This window comes from Thiocapsa sp. (assembly GCF_035467215.1).
In the GTDB taxonomy this organism is placed as follows: Bacteria; Pseudomonadota; Gammaproteobacteria; order Chromatiales; family Chromatiaceae; genus Thiocapsa.
Genome location: NZ_DATITZ010000109.1, coordinates 14,649 through 33,457, shown reverse-complemented (window position 1 = coordinate 33,457; position 18,809 = coordinate 14,649). Strand labels below are relative to the sequence as shown.

Annotated in this window: 15 protein-coding genes and 1 pseudogene; 5 read left to right on the top strand and 11 right to left on the bottom strand. The window is 64.9% G+C overall.

Annotation, left to right across the window (positions count from 1 at the left end; translation table 11 throughout):
- A partial coding sequence (locus tag VLR48_RS06370; RefSeq protein ID WP_325290970.1) for a hypothetical protein occupies window positions 1-200 on the bottom strand: 200 nt, incomplete at its 3' end.
- Window positions 201-227: 27 nt separating this feature from the next.
- Window positions 228-2,051 carry an ABC transporter transmembrane domain-containing protein gene (locus VLR48_RS06365; protein ID WP_325290969.1) on the bottom strand — a complete coding sequence of 608 codons (1,824 nt, stop codon included), beginning with the start codon at window positions 2,049-2,051 and terminating at the stop codon, window positions 228-230.
- 250 nt (window positions 2,052-2,301) lie between these two features.
- Here VLR48_RS06365 and VLR48_RS06360 point away from each other — a divergent pair, with 250 nt between their 5' ends.
- The 3 genes and pseudogenes from VLR48_RS06360 to VLR48_RS06350 all read left to right on the top strand — a co-directional run bounded on the left by VLR48_RS06360 (window position 2,302) and on the right by VLR48_RS06350 (window position 4,784).
- On the top strand, window positions 2,302-2,733 hold the full coding sequence (locus VLR48_RS06360) for a CBS domain-containing protein (protein ID WP_325290968.1): 432 nt from the start codon (window positions 2,302-2,304) through the stop codon (window positions 2,731-2,733).
- A 120-nt stretch (window positions 2,734-2,853) separates the two neighbouring features.
- Window positions 2,854-3,788 (top strand): annotated as a pseudogene (locus tag VLR48_RS06355) (acyltransferase family protein); the annotation flags it as partial.
- Entirely contained in the window at window positions 3,777-4,784 is a 1,008-nt protein-coding gene (locus VLR48_RS06350) for an SGNH hydrolase domain-containing protein (protein ID WP_325290972.1), read from the top strand. The pseudogene VLR48_RS06355 and the gene VLR48_RS06350, both read left to right, overlap by 12 nt.
- Here VLR48_RS06350 and nudB read toward each other — a convergent pair.
- The 3 genes from nudB to VLR48_RS06335 form a co-directional block, all read right to left on the bottom strand.
- Window positions 4,781-5,227, bottom strand: coding sequence for a dihydroneopterin triphosphate diphosphatase (gene nudB / locus VLR48_RS06345; protein ID WP_325290971.1), 447 nt, complete (start codon window positions 5,225-5,227; stop codon window positions 4,781-4,783). The genes VLR48_RS06350 and nudB overlap by 4 nt on opposite strands.
- A gap of 128 nt (window positions 5,228-5,355) precedes the next feature.
- A complete protein-coding gene (gene aspS / locus VLR48_RS06340; RefSeq protein WP_325290967.1) occupies window positions 5,356-7,134 on the bottom strand; it encodes an aspartate--tRNA ligase in 1,779 nt (592 codons plus the stop codon).
- A gap of 103 nt (window positions 7,135-7,237) precedes the next feature.
- Complete coding sequence (locus tag VLR48_RS06335; RefSeq protein WP_325290966.1) at window positions 7,238-7,591, bottom strand: zinc ribbon domain-containing protein; 354 nt, start codon at window positions 7,589-7,591, stop codon at window positions 7,238-7,240.
- A gap of 339 nt (window positions 7,592-7,930) precedes the next feature.
- Here VLR48_RS06335 and VLR48_RS06330 point away from each other — a divergent pair, with 339 nt between their 5' ends.
- Window positions 7,931-8,785, top strand: a complete 855-nt coding sequence (locus tag VLR48_RS06330; RefSeq protein ID WP_414718584.1) for an SDR family oxidoreductase — start codon at window positions 7,931-7,933, stop codon at window positions 8,783-8,785.
- Between the two features lie 332 nt (window positions 8,786-9,117).
- Here the strand turns inward: VLR48_RS06330 and greA are convergent, their stop codons facing one another.
- The 4 genes from greA to trxC form a co-directional block, all read right to left on the bottom strand.
- On the bottom strand, window positions 9,118-9,594 hold the full coding sequence (gene greA, locus VLR48_RS06325) for a transcription elongation factor GreA (protein WP_325290964.1): 477 nt from the start codon (window positions 9,592-9,594) through the stop codon (window positions 9,118-9,120).
- 131 nt (window positions 9,595-9,725) lie between these two features.
- Entirely contained in the window at window positions 9,726-12,935 is a 3,210-nt protein-coding gene (gene carB, locus VLR48_RS06320; RefSeq protein ID WP_325290963.1) for a carbamoyl-phosphate synthase large subunit, read from the bottom strand.
- Between the two features lie 208 nt (window positions 12,936-13,143).
- Window positions 13,144-14,289, bottom strand: coding sequence for a glutamine-hydrolyzing carbamoyl-phosphate synthase small subunit (gene carA, locus VLR48_RS06315; RefSeq protein WP_325290962.1), 1,146 nt, complete (start codon window positions 14,287-14,289; stop codon window positions 13,144-13,146).
- Between the two features lie 199 nt (window positions 14,290-14,488).
- The gene (trxC, locus tag VLR48_RS06310) at window positions 14,489-14,923 is read right to left on the bottom strand and encodes a thioredoxin TrxC (protein ID WP_325290961.1); all 435 of its coding nucleotides are present in this window, start codon (window positions 14,921-14,923) and stop codon (window positions 14,489-14,491) included.
- Window positions 14,924-15,048: 125 nt separating this feature from the next.
- Between trxC and trxA the strand changes: the two genes are divergently transcribed.
- Complete coding sequence (trxA, locus tag VLR48_RS06305; RefSeq protein WP_325290960.1) at window positions 15,049-15,909, top strand: thioredoxin; 861 nt, start codon at window positions 15,049-15,051, stop codon at window positions 15,907-15,909.
- A 235-nt stretch (window positions 15,910-16,144) separates the two neighbouring features.
- On the opposite strand, the gene tilS is transcribed toward trxA, so the two are convergent.
- Window positions 16,145-17,500 (bottom strand): tRNA lysidine(34) synthetase TilS, encoded by a 1,356-nt coding sequence (gene tilS, locus VLR48_RS06300; protein WP_325290959.1) that lies wholly within the window; start codon window positions 17,498-17,500, stop codon window positions 16,145-16,147.
- A 4-nt stretch (window positions 17,501-17,504) separates the two neighbouring features.
- Window positions 17,505-18,479: an acetyl-CoA carboxylase carboxyl transferase subunit alpha gene (gene accA, locus VLR48_RS06295; RefSeq protein WP_325290958.1), complete on the bottom strand. Its 975-nt coding sequence runs from the start codon at window positions 18,477-18,479 to the stop codon at window positions 17,505-17,507.
- Between the last annotated feature and the right edge of the window lie 330 nt (window positions 18,480-18,809).

The following is an 18,809-nucleotide window of genomic DNA, read 5'->3' as shown; positions in this document are numbered from 1 at the left end:
CCCAGCCGCGCAAGACAGTGGTCTTCAATTTTTGGCATGCGAAACAAACTTGATAGAGTAGACGTGGTTTCGCGCCTCATGCCCGTATGGCAGCTTTGCCTGCCGGAAGAAAGAGAGTCAACGGGCGCGTGATCGGGTCTTTCGATCGTGCGAATGTCGTGACGTACGCGACAACAGGTGCGATCGAGTGCGTCGTTCATCAGCCCGTCCGGGGCGCGACCGCCCCTTCACGGCAGCGCAAGCCGCAAGGCGGGCGGAGCCGGAACCTCTGCTGCATCTTGGAACTGCAACGAGGCCAGCCGCGCATAGAGCCCGTCCTCGGCCATCAACTCATCATGGCGCCCGCTCGCGACGATCCGCCCCTGATCCAAGACGAGGATCCGGTCGGCCGTGCGCACGGTCGCCAGACGATGGGCGATGACGATACTGGTGCGACCCTGCATCAGATGCTCCAACGCCTCCTGCACCAGCCGCTCGCTCTCGGCGTCCAAGGCGCTGGTCGCCTCGTCGAGCAACAGGAGGACCGGATTGCGCAGCACGGTGCGTGCGATGGCGATGCGCTGACGCTCGCCGCCCGAGAGCCTGACCCCGCGCTCGCCTAGAAAGGTATCGAAGCCCTGCGGTAGACGGTCGAGAAACTCGGCCGCGTGGGCGGCCTCGGCGGCACGGCGGACATCCGCGTCGCTCGCGTCGGCCAGACCGTAACGGATGTTCTCCCAGGCGTTGGCCCCGAAGATGACCGGATCCTGCGGGACCAGCGACATGTGCCGGCGCAGTTCTGCGGGCGCCAGATCGCGCAGATCCACCCCGTCGAACCGGACCGAACCGGCAATCGGATCGTAAAAGCGCAACAGCAGTTGAAAGAGCGTCGACTTGCCGGCGCCGGAGGGGCCGACCAGCGCCACCCGCTCGCCGGGTTCGATGACCAGATCGAGACGATCGAGCGCCGGGGTGTCCGGGCGCGCCGGGTAGACGAAGCGCACCGCATCGAACTCGACGCGACCGCGCGCCGGCTCCGGCAAGGCCTTCGGCTCGGGCGGTGTGCGAATACTCGGCTCGGATTCCAACAGCTCCATCAGGCGCTCGCTCGCACCCGCACCGCGCAGCAACTGGCCCATCAGCTCGCTCAGAGAGCCGACCGATCCGGCAACGACCACGGCGTAGAAGAGAAAGGCGGAGAGCTCGCCCCCGCTGATGGCGCCGGCCAGGACCTGCCGACCGCCGACCCAGAGCACCACTCCGATCGCGCCGAAGGTCAGGAGGGTCGACACCGCCGCCAGCAAGGCGCTGGTTTGGGAGCGCCGCGCCGCAACCTCGAAGGCGGATTCCACCTGCGTGCCGTAGCGCTCGCGGTCGATCGGCTCGTGACAGCATGCCTGCACCGTGCGAATTCCGTGGATCACCTCGTCGACATAGGCCCCGACATCGGCGATCCGGTCCTGGCTGTCGCGCGACAGACGGCGCACCCGATGCCCCAAGAGCCAGGCCGGGAGGATCACGAAAGGCACCCCGAGCAGGACCAGGCCGGTCAGGGCCGGACTGGTGATCGCCAGCATGACGATACCGCCGATCATCAACAGACCGGTGCGCAACACCATCGCCAGGGTCGAGCCGACCACGACCTGCAGCAAGGCGGTGTCGCTGGTCAGGCGCGAGATCACCTCGCCGACACGGGTCGTCTCGAAGAAGCCGACATCGAGCGACAACACCCGATCGAAGACGCTCTTGCGGATATCCGCCACGACCCGCTCGCCGATCCAATTCAGCAAATAGCTGCGCACCCCGACGGCGATGCCGGTCGCCAGGACCACGGTCAGAAACAGCATCAATGCCTGATCCAACGCCGCCGTCGAGCCGCTGGTCAGCCCCGAGTCCACCAGGGTACGAATCACCTGACCGAAGGCGAGCACCGAGCCGGCCCCGACGAAAAGGGCCACCAGCGCCCCGACGAGCTGCCAGCCGTAGGGCCGGGTGAAACCAAGAAGCCGCCGCAGCGCTCCAAGATTACGTGTACCGGGACGGTCGTTGGATGTTGCAACCTGCTCACGCATAGGTGTGATCTCGTTGGGACGACAGCGGGGGATCTCCGCTCGATGTCGAAGGATACGGCGCCCGAGCGGACGCAGCCCGAGCGTTCGGCTCGGCCCGCGTACCTCCGATTCCCACTAGGCCCATTGGGTAGCCCTCTGCTAACCTCGAAGGAACCGAGTCGCGGTCGGCGACCGTGGCCGGGCCGAGGCAAGGAACGCCGACAACACAGCAGGAATCGATTCCCCACCACCGAGGGAGCTCGAAGAGACGATGAAGACGATTCAACAACTACTCGGCGATAAAGGCTCGCAGGTTTGGTCGATCGGCCCCGATGCAAGCGTCTACGACGCACTCGTGCTCATGGCCGAGAAGCAGATCGGCGCGCTCCCGGTCATGGACGACGGCGGCATGATCGGTCTGATCTCTGAGCGCGACTACGCGCGCAGCGTCATCTTGAGGGGTCGCACGTCGAAAGAAACGCTCGTGCGCGACGTCATGACCAAGCGCGTGGTCTGCACACAACCGGAACAGAGCCTGGAAGAGGCCATGGCCCTGATGACGGAGAAGCGGATTCGCCATCTCCCGGTCATCGCCGAGGGCAAGGTCGTCGGCCTCATCTCGATCGGCGATCTGATCAAATCCATCATCTCGGAGCACAAGTTCATCATCGAGCAGCTTGAGCACTATATCAGCAGCGGCTGATATCCCGGTGTAACAAAACGTGTCCGAATCGAGGTTCTCGCGCGATTCGGATATCGGCATCGCTCGCAATCACCCAAACAGCTGCCGACCCCGCAGGTGGCTCGGGAGGAACCATCCCGGATGATCGAGTCTCACCGCTATCGCTCCGACATCGACGGCTTGCGTGCGCTTGCGATCGCGCCGGTCGTCTTGTTCCACGCGGACATTCCGGGGTTCGGCGGCGGCTTCATCGGGGTCGATGTCTTCTTCGTGATCTCCGGGTATCTGATCACCTCGATCATCGAGCGCGAGATCCGCGAGGGTCGGTTCTCTCTGCAGGGATTCTACGAACGACGCATCCGGCGCATCCTGCCTGCGCTGTTTGCGATGCTGTCGGTCTCCGCGCTGGCGGCATACCTGATTCTCTACCCCGCGCAGGCCCAGAGCTTCGCGCGATCCCTAATCGCGGCGACCCTGTTCGTGTCGAGCATCCTGTTTCAGCGCGAGGTCGGCTATTTAGACCAGGAGGCCGAGCTCAAGCCGCTCCTGCACATTTGGTCGCTCTCGGTCGAAGAGATCTTCTACGTCCTCTATCCCCTGCTCCTTTGGCTCACCTGGCGCCGGTTTTGCGGTCACCAGGCGGCGCTCGTCGCCGGGATTGCGGCACTGTCCTTTGCCGCCACGCTCATCGCTTTGTGGATCGACACGCAATCTACCGCGGCCTTCTTCCTGCCGCATTTTCGCGCTTGGGAGCTGCTGATCGGCGCACTCGTGGCACTGGCCCCGCGCGCCTGCCGAAGGGCCGGGCTTTCGCTGCCGTCCTCTCGATCGTCGGTCTGTCGATGATCGTCGTCCCTGTCTATGCCTATTCGCAGACCACGACCTTTCCGGGGCTCACAGCCCTGGCGCCGTGCCTGGGCACGGCGTTCGTGATCGTCGCCGGACAGCGTAGACCCTCGCCGGTCGGACGGATGCTGTCCTGGCGCCCGATCGTCTTCTTGGGCCTGATCTCCTATTCGCTCTATCTCTGGCATTGGCCGATCTTCGTCTTCGCTCGGCACATCATGGGGCGCGAGCCTCTACTCGGCGAGTCGCTCGCGATGATCGCGGCGAGCCTGATCGCCGCGGTTCTGTCTTGGCGGTTCGTCGAGCGTCCTTTCCGGGGTCGCTCCGGCCTACTGCCGCGCCCTGCGCTCTTCGCTGCGGCCGCTCTGGCAGCACTGGTTCTGACCGGCATCGGCCTGCACGGGAAGCAGACCGGAGGCTGGCTTGGACGTTACCCTCCCGAGCTCGTCGACATCTTCGCGGCGGGGCAGGATCGCGACCCGCGCCAAGGCGAGTGCGAAAGCGTACGGGCCGATACCCCGGGCTGCATCTATGGCGAGGCCGACGCGCCGCCCGTTGTCGCGCTCTTGGGGGATAGCCACGCCGCGGTCTATGCGATGGTTTTGGGCGAGCTGGCGCAAGGGCGCGGCGAATCGGTGCTGAGCCTGACCATGCCGATCTGCCCGCCGGCGCTGGGCTGGGAAGGAGAACACTTGTCCTGGCGGGAGGACTGCGGACGCTTTCAGCGGCTCGCCTTGGATAGAATCATCGCAACGCCGAGTATTCAAACGGAGGTACTGGCGGCCTGGTACCGGATCTACCCCTTCGATGATCCGAACGGGGAGCTTGCTGTCGCGATCGAGAAGGCGATCGAGCGGCTAGTCTCGGCAGGCAAACGGGTCGCGTTGGTCTATCCGGTGCCCCAGCCCGATGCAGACGTGCCGACGACGTTGGCCGAAGCGGTGCTCGATGGTCGGGATCCGAATCTGATCCGTCAGCCGCTCGAGCAGTTCCACGCCGACCAGAGCGGGGTCTTCGCGATGCTGGACGGACTCGACCGGCATCCGTCACTCATCCGCATCTACCCGCACCAGGTCTTGTGTCCGGGCTCCGATTGTCTGTTCTACCGAGACGGGCGCGTCCTCTATTACGACGACAATCATCTGAGCGTCACGGGTGCCGCGTTGTTGCGCCCGCTGCTTGCTCCGCTCTTCGATGGCGCTGCGCAGCAGGGGGAGGAACGCTAGCGGGCGAGCCCGGAGAGCGACCGAATCGCATCGCGATTGGTGCACGAGCTCGCCAGAGCGAGTGCCGGGGAGGCCCGAAGCCAACGGTATTCGACATGCTCGCGCGGATCGAGCCGGATCAAGCGCCGGGTTTCAATCACAAGTGCGAACCAGTATTCGCGATTGAAGCAAACATTCGGTGCATAGCGTTTTCGCCAGGCACGGATGATCGGGAAAAGGACGGAGTGATGCAGGTCGATCAGCGCGCCGCCCGCAAGTAGACCGGTTTCCTCGTAAAGCTCGCGTGCCGCGGCGTGGCGAGGCGTCTCGCCGGAGGCAAGGCTCCCGGTGACCGACTGCCAAAAGCCGGCCGGGCGGGTCCGCCTCAGGAGCAGAAACTCCCCGCCCCGGGTGCAGATGACCACGAGAACCGACTGGGGACGCTTGCGTGTTTCATCGGTCATGGACGCCTGCTCCGCGACGTCATCGCCCTCGGAGCCCGACGGCCCGATCGGCTCGGCCATCGACCGAGCCTTGGGACCGCCGCCCTGACCGTCCATCATCGCGGTAGAATCCACTGGCATCACAGGCTTCAGGCACGCAGCCTGATCCGCAGCGCAAGCTCCTTGAGCTGATTCTCGTCTACGACCGACGGGGCATCGGTGAGCAGGCAGGCCGCACTCTGGGTCTTGGGGAAGGCCATGACGTCGCGGATCGAGGTCGCGCCGGTCATCAGCATGACAAGTCGATCCAGACCGAAGGCGATGCCGCCATGTGGCGGGCAGCCGAAACGCAGCGCCTTGAGCAGGAAACCGAAACGGTCCTCGGTCTGCTCGTCGGTGATGGCCAGGAGCTTGAAGACCTGCCGCTGGACCGCATCGCGATGGATACGGATCGAGCCGCCGCCGATCTCGGTGCCGTTCAGCACCATGTCGTAGGCGCGCGAGAGACAGGCGCCCGGATCGCTTTGCAGCAGATCCAGCTGCTCCTCCTTCGGTGCCGTGAAGGGATGATGCAGGGCGACCCAGCGCAGGTTGACGGCATCGCGCTCGAACATCGGGAAGTCCACGACCCACACCGGATGCCAACCCTCGGCGAGCAAGCCGCGGTCCTGACCGAGCCGCACCCGCAGCGCACCCATCGACTCGTTGACCACCGTGGTCTTGTCGGCGCCGAAAAAGATGAGATCCCCGTCGACGGCCTCGGTGCGGGCCATGATGGCGTCGACCGCACTGTCGGGCAGGAACTTGAGGATCGGCGACTGCAGGCCCTCGCGACCCTTCTCCGCCCAGGCGTTGACCTTGATGTAGGCCAGACCTCGCGCACCGTAGATGCCGACGAACTGGGTGTAGCCGTCGATCTCCTTGCGCGAGAGCTCGCCGCCGCGCGGCAGACGCAGGGCAACCACGCGGCCCTCCGGGTCCTGTGCCGGCTCGGCGAAGACCTTGAAGTCGACCCCGGTCATCAGATCGCCGACATCGATCAGCTCAAGAGGCACGCGCAGATCCGGGCGATCCGAGCCGAAGCGGCGCATCGCCTCGGCGTAGGTCAGACGCGGAAAGGGATCGGGCAGCTCGACACCCTGCACGTCGCGGAAGAGCGTGCGGATCATGGTCTCCATGATCGCCATCAGCTCGTCCTCGGTCATGAAGGAGACCTCGATGTCGAGCTGGGTGAACTCGGGCTGACGATCGGCGCGCAGATCCTCGTCCCGGAAGCAGCGGGCGATCTGATAGTAGCGGTCCATGCCGGACATCATGAGCAACTGCTTAAAGAGTTGCGGTGACTGGGGCAGCGCGAAGAACTCGCCCGGATGGGTCCGACTGGGCACCAGATAGTCGCGCGCACCTTCGGGCGTGGACTTGGTTAGGATCGGGGTCTCGATGTCCATAAAACCCTGCGCATCCAGGAAATAGCGCATCGCCTGGGTCACCCGGCTGCGGGTGCGCAGCCGCGCCTGCATCTCGGGGCGACGCAGGTCCAGATAGCGGTAGCGCAGACGCAGCTCCTCGGAGGCGTCGGCGCCGTGCTCGTCGAGCTGGATCGGCGGGGTCTCGGAGGCGTTGAGGATCTCCAGATCCAGACCCAGCACCTCGATCTCGCCGGTCGGCAGATCCGGGTTGACGGTTCCCGCCGGACGCGCGCGCACCCGGCCCGTGACCTTGAGCACGTACTCGCTGCGGGCCTGCTCGGCGCGGGCGAAGACCTCGGGGCGATCCGGATCGAAGACGATCTGCACCAGACCTTCGCGATCACGCAGATCGATGAAGATCACCCCGCCATGATCCCGACGCCGATGCACCCAGCCGCACAAGACGACCTCCTGGCCCTCATGGCGGCTGTTCAGTTCTCCACAGTACTGCGTGCGCATCGTCGTCTCGCCTCGTGTCTTCGCATCGAGCAACGCAAAAGCGGGTCGCTCGATCAGGTTTATTGCGTGATGGGGTGGGGAAAGGTCGGTCGCCGCGTCCGGCTCACGCCGCGGGCTTTTTTTCGACCGGCTTCGGTTTTGGCGTTGCGCTCGCGTCCGGCTTCGCCGTGGTGGTGCCGCCCTTGTCGCCCGAGCCAGCGCCCGACCCGGACGCAGCACTGTCGTCCGACTTGGTCTCCTTCTTCTCGCCGCCGTCGTGCAGATTCTTCTGGTTCGACTTCTTGAAGTCGGTCTCGTACCAACCGCCGCCCTTCAACCTGAAGGCGGCCGCGGAGATCTGTTTGCGCAGCGTCGGCTGACCGCACGCGGGGCAATCGACCAGGGGCGGATCGCTGATCTTCTGAATCTGCTCAAGCTCATGACCGCAACTCTCGCAGCGGTACTCGTAGATCGGCATCGTTCGTTCCTCAACAAAAGCAAGCTGGCGCCAATTATCAGGCGTTTCCAAGAGAATGCATACCGCACAAGGCGGACCGGCACATCGGCGACAACCGCCTCGCAATCGGTCTCGTGATAACTTAAACCGCGTCCGCGGCGGCGGCTCAAAAACAGCCTACACGGAGACGCGAACGCTATCAGCTGTAGGTTGGGCAAAGCGCAGCGTGCCCAACGGCTCCCTGTGATGCCGGCGCGGGTTGGGCACGCGTTGCTTTGCCCAACCTACCAATTCATGTTGATTTTGAAACGTTTCCAAAAGCGACGAACCATGGCCACGCCGAGTCGATCGAAACCCTTGATGATGTCGCCAGGCAATCGATCCATCCTCATCACCGGCTGCTCCAGCGGTATCGGACTCACCTGCGCGCTGGGTCTGGCCCAACGCGACTGGCAGGTCGTTGCCTCCGCGCGCAGTACCGAAGACGTGTCCCGGCTTAAAGAGCAGGGTCTCACGGCCGTTCAGCTCGACCTAGACGACCCCGAGAGTATCGCGAAGGCCCTCGCACAGACGCTGGACATCACGGGCGGACGGCTCGATGCGCTCTTCAACAATGGCGCCTACGGACAACCGGGCGCGGTCGAGGACCTGACCCGAGAGGTGCTGCGCGCACAGCTGGAGACCAATTTGCTGGGCTGGCATGATCTGACCTGCCGCGTGATCCCGATCATGCGCCGGCAAGGCCATGGCCGCATCGTGCAGAACAGCTCCATCCTGGGCTTCATCCCGCTACCCTATCGCGGCGCCTATGTCGCGAGTAAGTACGCGCTGGAAGGACTGACCGATACGCTTCGCCTGGAGCTGCGCGGCAGCGGGATCTCGGTCTCCCTGATCCAGCCCGGCCCCATCCTGAGTCGCTTTCGTGACAACGCCTACCTCGCACTGAAGGCGAACATCGACACCGAGCACAGTGTTCACCACGACGCCTATGCGCGTGCGCAGCAGCGGCTCACCAAGACAGGCGCCGCACAGCCCTTCACGCTCCCGCCCGAGTCCGTATTGAAGGCACTCATCCATGCCCTGGAGAGCCCACGTCCGCGGATTCGCTATGCGGTCACCTTTCCCACTCACCTCTTCGGCGTACTCACCCGGATCCTGCCGGACCGGGCACTGGACTGGGTCATCGCGCGCATCTCACGCGGCGGCGCCGGGTAGGCATCGCGACCGCCCCGGATGCGATTCAAAGACGCTTAAATCATTCCATGGAGCTCGGGTTAGCGCAGCGTAACCCGACAATCGACCTCGGCGTGGACCGCAAACGTCGCAAAATTTTTCGTTGACGTTGTCGTTGTCGTAATCGGATACCGAACCACGACAACGACAACGAGCAGAGCCCTCGACCACCCTTCTTGGTTCCGTCGTCAAAGGGGTGTATCCATCGAACCCGCAGCCAATAAATATCCGTTTAAACCGCGTCCCGCCGGCGTCTTAGAGATCAGCCAAGGCCAGACCCACCAGAAGCGGCCGCATCGACCGCCAGACGCGGTTTAAACGTACTTCACCTCCAGAATCTCGAACTCCCGCACCCCGCCAGGCACCTGCACCGAGGTGACATCCCCCTCGCTCTTGCCGATAAGACAGCGGGCAATCGGCGAGCCGACCGAGATCTTGCCCTGTTTGAGATCCGCTTCGTCCTCGCCGACGATCTGGAAGCTGTGCTCGACGTCCTTGTCCAGCTCCAGGACCTGCACGGTCGCGCCGAAGACGACCCGGCCGCTGGCGGCGAGCTGCGTCACGTCGATGATCTGGGCGTTCGCGAGCTTGCCCTCGATGTCCTGAATACGCCCTTCGACGAAGCCCTGCTGCTCGCGCGCGGCATGGTACTCGGCGTTCTCTTTGAGATCGCCGTGCGCCCTCGCCTCGGCAATCGCCTCGATGATCCGGGGGCGCTCGATGCGTTTGAGCCGCTCGAGCTCCTCGCGCAATTTCTCAGCGCCCCTGACGGTCAGAGGGACCTGGTTCATGGGTGATTTCCTCGTCTGGATGCACCGCCTCCGTCACGTTCGCGGATCGGGCCGGAGGCCGTCGGCGGGTCGGATCTTAGGGGTGTCGCATAGAAAAAGTCGCGGGCGCCAAGGGGCGCCCGCGAGATCGGTCAGGAGAGATCTTGTAACCGATTGACGCTCAGAATGTCCAGTTGTTTCAGTGCCAGACAGGTCGCCTCGGCGCCCGAGATGGTGGTCGTATAGCTGACTTTGTGTTGAAGTGCCGCGCGCCGAATCGCCGCCGAATCCGCAATGGCTTGGGAGCCCTCGGTCGTGTTGACGATGAAGCTGATCTCGTTGTTCTTGATCATGTCGACGACATGCGGGCGCCCCTCGGCGACCTTGTTGACGCCGATACAGTCAAGACCGGCCTCGCGCAGGGACTGCGCGGTGCCGTGGGTGCCGTAAAGGGTAAAGCCGAAGGCGACCAGATCGCGTGCGACGCGAATCAGGCGCGCGCGGTCGGCCAAGCGAACGCTCAGCAGCGCCGTTCCGCCGAGTCGCGGCAGGAGCGTCCCCGCCCCTTCCTGCGCCTTGGCATAGGCCTCGCCGAAGGATTCGCCGACACCCATGACCTCGCCGGTCGACTTCATCTCCGGCCCGAGCTGGGTGTCCACGCCCGGGAATTTGATGAAGGGGAAGACCGCTTCCTTCACGAAATAATGCTTGGGCATGCGCTCGCGACGCAGCCCCTGCTCGGCGAGCGTCTTGCCGACCATGCAACGCGCGGCCACCTTCGCGAGCGGCAGACCGATCGCCTTGGAGACGAAGGGGACGGTGCGGGAGGCCCGCGGGTTGACCTCGAGGATGTAGACGTCCTCGCCCTTGACGGCGAACTGCGCATTCATCAGGCCGACGACCTTGAGCGCATGCGCCATCTGCGCCATCTGCTCGCGCATCCGGTCCTGGATCGACGGGGACAGGGTGTAGGGCGGCAGCGAGCAGGCCGAATCGCCCGAATGCACGCCGGCCTGCTCGATATGCTCCATGATGCCGCCGATCAGCACGTCCTTGCCGTCGCAGATGGCATCGATGTCGACCTCGATCGCGTCGTCGAGGAAGCGATCGAGCAGGACCGGGGATTCGTTGGAGACCCGCACCGCCTCGCGCATGTAGCGGTTGAGCTCGGTCTCGTCGTAGACGATCTCCATCGCACGCCCGCCCAACACATAGGAGGGACGCACCACCAGCGGATAGCCGATCCGGGCGGCTCGCTCGATCGCCTCGGCCTCGCTGCGCGCGGTCGCATTCGGCGGTTGACGAATCCCCAGCTCCTGGATCATCTGCTGGAAGCGCTCGCGATCCTCGGCCAGGTCGATGCTGTCCGGGCTGGTGCCGATGATGGGCACGCCGGCGGCTTCCAGATCGCGCGCAAGCTTCAAGGGGGTCTGGCCGCCGTACTGGACGATGACGCCGAGCGGCTGCTCCTTGGCGACGATCTCGAGCACGTCCTCCAGGGTCAGGGGCTCGAAGTAGAGCCGGTCGGAGGTGTCGTAATCGGTCGAGACGGTCTCGGGGTTGCAGTTAACCATGATGGTCTCGTAGCCGTCGTCTCGGAGCGCCAAGGCCGCATGGACACAACAGTAGTCGAACTCGATGCCCTGCCCGATCCGGTTCGGACCGCCGCCGAGGACCATGATCTTTTGGCGATCGCTCGGCTCGGCCTCGCACTCTTCTTCGTAGGTGGAATAGAGATAGGCGGTGCTGGAGGCGAACTCGGCCGCGCAGGTGTCCACGCGCTTGTAGACCGGCCGCAGACCCTGCCCATGCCGCAGCGCCCGGATCTCATGCTCGGTGGTACCGACCAGATGCCCGATCCGCCGGTCCGAGAAGCCCTTGCGTTTGAGCAGACGCAGCTGCTCGCGGCCCAGGGCTTCATGCCCGGCGGTGCGCACGTGCGCCTCGGTGTGTACCAGATCCTGGACCTGGGCCAAGAACCAGGGATCGATGTTGGACAGCTCGTGGATCTCCTCCAAGCTCATCCCCAGGCGGAAGGCATCGGCGAGATAAAAGATTCGCTCCGCCCCGGTTTGGCGCAGCTCATGGCGAACGCGCTGGGCCGCATCCGGCTCGCGCGGATCGACCATCTCCTCGAGACCGTAGCGGTCGATCTCTAGACCGCGCAGGGCCTTCTGTAGCGACTCCTGGAAGGTGCGACCGATCGCCATCACCTCGCCGACCGATTTCATCTGGGTGGTCAGACGCGCGTCGGCCTGAGGGAACTTCTCGAAGGCGAAGCGCGGGATCTTGGTGACGACATAGTCGATGCTGGGCTCGAAAGACGCGGGCGTCGTCCCGCCGGTGATCTCGTTGCGCAGTTCGTCGAGCGTGTAGCCCACCGCCAGTTTGGCCGCGACCTTGGCGATCGGAAAACCGGTCGCCTTGGAGGCGAGCGCCGAGGAGCGCGACACCCGCGGGTTCATCTCGATGATGATCAAGCGGCCGTCGACCGGATTGACCGCGAACTGCACGTTCGAACCACCGGTATCCACCCCGATCTCGCGCAGCACCGCGATCGAGGCATCGCGCATGATCTGGTATTCCTTGTCCGTCAGGGTCTGCGCCGGGGCGACCGTAATCGAATCGCCCGTATGCACCCCCATGGGGTCGAAGTTCTCGATCGAGCAGATGATGATGCAGTTGTCCGCGCGATCGCGGACCACCTCCATCTCGAACTCCTTCCAGCCCAGCGCCGACTCCTCGATCAGGAGCTCCTTGGTCGGCGAGAGATCGAGCCCGCGCCGGCAGATCTCCTCGAACTCCTCCTGGTTGTAGGCGATGCCGCCGCCGCTGCCGCCCATCGTGAAGGACGGCCGGATGATGGTCGGAAAACCGATCGAGGCCTGGACCTGGATCGCCTCCTCCAGGCTGTGGGCGATGGCCGAGCGCGGCATGTCCAGCCCGATCTTGCGCATCGCCTTGCGGAAGAGGTCGCGGTCCTCGGCCTTGTCGATCGCCTCGCGCGAGGCGCCGATCAACTCGACGCCGAAGCGCTTGAGCACACCTTCGCGCACCAGATCGAGCGCGCAGTTGAGCGCAGTTTGCCCGCCCATGGTCGGCAGGAGCGCGTCAGGGCGCTCGCGCTCGATGATGGCCGAGACCGCGCGCCAGGTGACCGGCTCGATGTAGGTCGCGTCCGCCATCTCGGGGTCGGTCATGATGGTGGCGGGGTTGGAGTTCACCAGGATGACCCGGTAACCCTCCTCGCGCAGCGCCTTGCAGGCTTGCGCGCCGGAGTAGTCGAACTCGCACGCCTGACCGATCACGATCGGCCCGGAGCCGATGATCAGGATGCTGGAGATGTCGGTACGCTTAGGCATGGGGCTTTAGTCGCCGGTTAAACCGCGCCGAGCGCGGTATGCGTCGTTTGTTGGATTGGCTTGGCCTCGCCGGCTCCGATAATTGTCGGAGCCTGCGCGGTTTAAGATATTGAAAAATATATAATTCTAAACCGCGCCCCCGCTAAGGGTAGTGGATGCACCAAACGTCGAACTCACGCGAAAGTGAGCATCTCGCTCCGGGCGCGGTTTAGGTCTTCCGGGCGCGCATGAGCTCGATGAAACGATCGAAGAGCGGTGCGAGATCATGGGGACCCGGACTGGCCTCGGGGTGACCCTGGAATCCGAATGCGGGGCGATCCCGATGCCGGATGCCCTGCAGACTGCCGTCGAACAAGGAGCGATGGGTGGCCTCGACCGTCGGGGGCAGACTCTCCTCGTCGACCGCGAAGCCGTGGTTCTGGCTGCTGATCATGACCTCGCCCGTGGCGAGATCCTGCACCGGGTGATTCGCGCCGTGATGGCCGAACTTCATCTTCAGCGTATGCGCGCCGCAGGCGAGACCCAGCAACTGATGGCCGAGACAGATACCGAAGAGCGGCATGTCGGTGTCGAGCAGCTCGCGGATCGCGTCGATCGCATAATCGCAAGGCTCGGGGTCGCCCGGACCGTTGGACAGAAAGACGCCGTCCGGTTTGAGGGCCAACACCGTCGTCGCCGGCATGTGCGCGGGGACCACCGTGACGTGACAGCCGCGCGCGGCGAGCATCCGCAGGATGTTGCGCTTGATGCCGTAGTCGTAGGCGACGACATGGAAGGGCAGACGATCCCCGACCGGATGAATGGACTCGGGATGGCCTTCGCCCAAAACCCAGACGCCTTGGGTCCAGCCATAGGTCTCCGACGTCGAGACCTCTTTCGCCAGATCCATGCCCTTGAGACCGGGAAAGCCCTGTGCGGCGCGCAGCGCCGCCGCCTCGTCGATCCCGTGGCCGGCCTGAAGGCAGCCGTTCTGGGCACCTTTCTCGCGCAGCAGCCGGGTCAGCCGACGGGTGTCGATGTCGGCGATGCCGACGATGCCCTGACGCCGCAGATAGGCGTCGAGGCGCTCGGTCATGCGGAAGTTGCTGGGCAGGATCGGCAGGTCGCGGATGATGAGACCGGCGGCCTGAACGCGATCGGACTCCTCGTCCTCCGGGTTGGTCCCGACATTGCCGATATGGGGGTAGGTCAGGGTGACAAGCTGGCGCAGATACGAGGGATCGGTGAGGATCTCCTGATATCCGGACATAGCGGTGTTGAACACCACCTCGCCGACGCTCGATCCATCGGCGCCGATCGACGTTCCCCGGAAGACGGAGCCGTCCTCCAGCACGAGTAACGCGGGTTTGCTCAAGGGTTTCTCCGATCCGGGCGGGGGGCGTGCAACGGCCGCGACGCAAAGGCGCGTCATGGCGAGATCACGCCTGGGCGGGCACACGGGCACCGCCCTGACCCGCCGGAATTCTAAAGAAGCCGCGCTCGAGTGTCCATGTGAAGCGCGCTGGGATCACCGCCCGACAAGACAATCCCGTCTCAGCCAGGCGTCGCCCGAGCTACATGGCCTGGCGCGCCCAGGCGATGATCCCGTTCGTATCCATCGCCCCGGCCGTGCGCGCAACCTCGGCACCACCGCGAAACAGCGCCAGTGTCGGGATGCTGCGGATGCCGAACCGCGCCCCCAAGGCCTGCGCCTCCTCGGTGTTGATCTTCACCAGACGCAGGTTCGGCTCGAGCCGACCGGCGGCGGCCTCGAACGCGGGTGCCATCATCCGGCAGGGTCCGCACCAGGGCGCCCAGAAATCGACCAAGAGCGGCAGGTCGCTACGCGAGAGATGGCGCGCAAATCGCACCTCGTCCAGCGCCAGCGGCTGGCCGAGAAACAGCGGACCGTGACACTTGCCGCATTTCGCGGCGGCACCCAGACGCTCCCGAGGGACCCGGTTGACCGCGTCGCAGGCTGGGCAGACAACGTGAAGCGATTCGGACATGGCGATGACTCTCCTTGCGGTTGTATCCGGATACCCGGCTCGATCGGCTTGAATCGACCCCTTCCGACAGTTATGTTCGATGGTTAGATCCAGCCATCCGATCCGTCTTTAGGAGTGTCCCGATCATGGCCGATTCACCGAACATCGTCACCGTCACGGCGGAGAATTTTCAGGCGGTCGTCCTGGAGGGCTCGTTCGACCGCCCCGTCCTGGTTGACTTCTGGGCCGACTGGTGTGCGCCCTGCCGCATGCTGATGCCCATCCTCGCCAATCTGGCCGCCGAGTACCGCGGGCGATTCATTCTGGCCAAGGTCAACACCGAAGAGCAACAGGCGCTGGCCGCCGAGTTCGGTATCCGCAGCCTTCCCACGGTGCAGTTGTTCAAGGGCGGGCGGCCCGTCGATCAGTTCATGGGCGCCCTTCCCGAGGGTCAGATCCGCGAATTCCTCGACCGGCATATCCCGCGCGCCTCCGACGGGCTCTTGGCACAGGCACAGGGGCTGCTGGTGGCGGGCGATCTCGCGGGTGCACGGGTCTTGATCGACCGGGCACGGGAGGCGGATCCGGAGAATGCACGCCTGGCGCTCGCCGAGCTTCAACTCTTGGCCGCGCAGGGCGAGATCGCCGAGGCGCAGGCGGCAATCGACAAGCTCCCGATCGAGCTTGCGGGCGAGCCCGAGGTCTTGGCGCTGCGCGGGCAGCTGCGGTTCGCGACGGCGCTCGAAGACGCGCCACCGGAATCGGATCTGATCGCGCGGCTCTCCGAAGACCCCGTGGACAGCCTGGCCCGCTACCAGCTCGCCGCACACCAGGTCATGCGTGGTGATTATTCTTCGGCGCTTGAGAATCTTCTGACCCTCATGAAACGCGACCGCGCCTTTCAGGACGACGCCGGACGCAAAGGGATGCTTGCGGTCTTCGATCTGCTCGGCGGCGGCGACCTGGTCGCGGGGTATCGCGCCAAGATGATGAATGCCCTCTACTGAGTCGCGTGCCGAGCGATCCTCTTGCGTCCGAGATGGCTTCAGCCTCGTGCGTGACAGCGGCCTTTGAGCGACGCGACTCAGAATCCTTCGTGAAGACAAGACCATTTCGGAGAATGGTGATCCCTGTAGGTTGGGCAAAGCGCAGCGTGCCCAACGCACCGCCGGCATCTCCGGCCACTTTCCGGCTCGGCATCCCTGTTTCCGGACTTCAGCTTCGTGATATCGGGCGCGGGGATCATTCGGCTCGATCTCGAAATAGGGCGAGGTCTTCCCAGGGATGGCCGAGCCATTGCGGTACCTCATGCATGGCCCGGTCCCAGGACTCGTTATAGCATCCGCAGACGCCGGCCACGGCGATCAGGTCGTCGCCGGAAAACACCAAGGGGACGTAGGGACGCAGCCAGCGCGGGATGCCGGCTTCCTGAAAAAGATTCTTGAGGGTGCGCCGGCGGGACGTCGGGCTCGGTCGGCAGCTCAGGCCGGTCACGCCGAAACGCACCGTAGGAGCCGGCGCCGAGCCATCGCTCGTATCCTCCCATTGCAGCCACCCCAGCCCGGTCGGAAGCTCGAGCACGGGCGGCAGCCCGCTCGGCGCTCGACGGAGCGTCAATGCGCCCGACGACTGCGGCAAGGGATCCAGTGCAAAGAGGTCGTCCCGATAGCGACGCACCTCGCAGCCCGACCAGGCGACCAGCGGATCGGCATCGGCACGGGCCGGAATGACCTCGTCGAGGATGCGCGCGAGATGACGCCTATCGGGCAGCGCGAACCCGCGGCGACGCAGCCACAGTCGCAGGACAGCCTTGCGTCGCGAGCGCTCCAGGGCCCCGAGCGCGCGGATGCCGAGCGTACCGGGGTGCGCGCCGGCGCATGACGCCATGAGCTCCGACGCCAGGCCATCGACCAGGCGGGCCGCCTCGGCACAGTGACCCGCACTGCGCGAGAGGGTTGCGGAGAGCCCCGGCCAGCGCGTCCTCAGCAAGGGGACGACGCTGTTGCGCAGATAATTGCGGTCCATCCGATCAGATGCGTTGCTCGGATCCTCAATCCACGACAGCCCGTAGGCGCGGACATACTGCTCCAGCGATGCCCTCGGGAGATCCAATAGGGGCCGCACCAGACGGCCTTGACCAAGCTTGGCCTCGCGCGGCATCGCCGCCAAACCGTGAACCCCGCTCCCGCGCAAGAGCGCGAGGAGCAGCGTCTCGGCCTGATCATCCTGATTGTGTGCCGTCAGCATGAGATCGCCGGGGCGCAGCACGTCTGCGAGCGTGCGATAGCGTGCCTCGCGCGCCGTCGCCTCGAGGCTCTCTCCGGGGATGGGTTTGAGATTCAGACAGCGCACCACGAGAGGCACGCCGAGGGTTTGGCAGATGCCGCGACAGTGCTCGGACCACCGGGGCGAGTCGGGGTGAAGACCATGGTCGATGTGGATGGCCCGCAGTGTGCCGGGCGAGTGATCAGGGCGGGGGGCAGCCGCGTGAAGCAACGCAGTCGAATCGGTTCCGCCGCTGAAGGCGACCCAGCAGTCGCCGAACGGGCCGAGTCGGCGCAGCACCTCGGCCAAGCGCTCCGGGACGCCCCCGGTCATAGCCTCACCGCGGCGCCGGGCGTTCGTCCTTGAACTTGCCGTAGCCCATCAGACGCTTGTAGCGCGCGGCGATCAACACATCCGGGTCGGTCCCGCACAGCTCGTCGAGACGGGCCACCAGGGCGGCCTTGATCGAGGCCGCGGTCGCCTCCGGGTTGCGGTGTGCGCCGCCGAGCGGCTCCTTGATGATCTGATCGATCAGACCCTGCTCAAGCAGCTTATCCGAGGTGATGGCCATCGCCTCGGCGGCGAGCTGGGCCTTGTCGGCGCTTTTCCAGAGGATGGAAGCGCAGCCCTCGGGGGAGATCACGGAATAGGTGCTGAACTGCAGCATGCCCAGCCAGTCGCCGACGCCGATGGCCAGCGCGCCGCCCGAGCCGCCCTCGCCGACGACCGTGCAGAGGATCGGGGTGCGCAGCCTGGACATCTCGCGCAGGTTGCGCGCGATCGCCTCGCTTTGGCCGCGCTCCTCGGCACCCACACCCGGATAGGCACCGGGCGTGTCGATGAAGGTCAGGACCGGCAGGTCGAAGCGCTCGGCCATCTCCATCAGACGCAGCGCCTTGCGATAGCCCTCGGGACGCGGCATCCCGAAGTTGCGCAGGATCTTCTCCTTGGTGTCGCGGCCCTTCTGATGACCGATCACCATCACAGGCCGACCCTCGATCCGGGCCATCCCGCCGACGATGGCGCGGTCGTCCGCAAAGGCGCGGTCGCCATGCAACTCATGGAACTCGTCGAAGATCCGCCGCACGTAGTCCAGCAGATAGGGCCGCTGCGGGTGCCGCGAGAGCTGCGAGATCTGCCAAGGCGTGAGCGCGGAGAAGATGGAGTCGGTCAGCGCGACACACTTGGTATGAAGCCGCTCGATCTCTTCTTGGATGTTCAGCTCGTTGTCGAAGCCGACCAGACGCAGCTCTTCGATCTTGGCCTCGAGCTCTGCGATGGGCTGTTCGAAGTCGAGAAAGTTCAGGTCCATAACCACAGGATCGTCGTTGGAAGCTCCGGGAGTCTGGCATTGGCGCCCCGCGAGTTCAAGCCGCCGTCGACGATCTTCGGGTTGCCGGCACGCAGCGCATCAGCGCACAAGGCTGAGGGATGCGCGCACCCTGGCGATCGACCCGCACCGGATGAGCGATTCATCCGAGTCCGGAGCGAGTTGCTTAGTTCCGGGTGAGCTCTACGGTGAGTGCACGCCCGAACCTCGGCCCGTGCGCGGTTTAAAATTTTTGTTTTTCAGAATCCTAAACCGCGTCAGCTCGGACGTTCAAGGATCCGACGGAGGCAGCTCCAATCCAAAAACGATGCA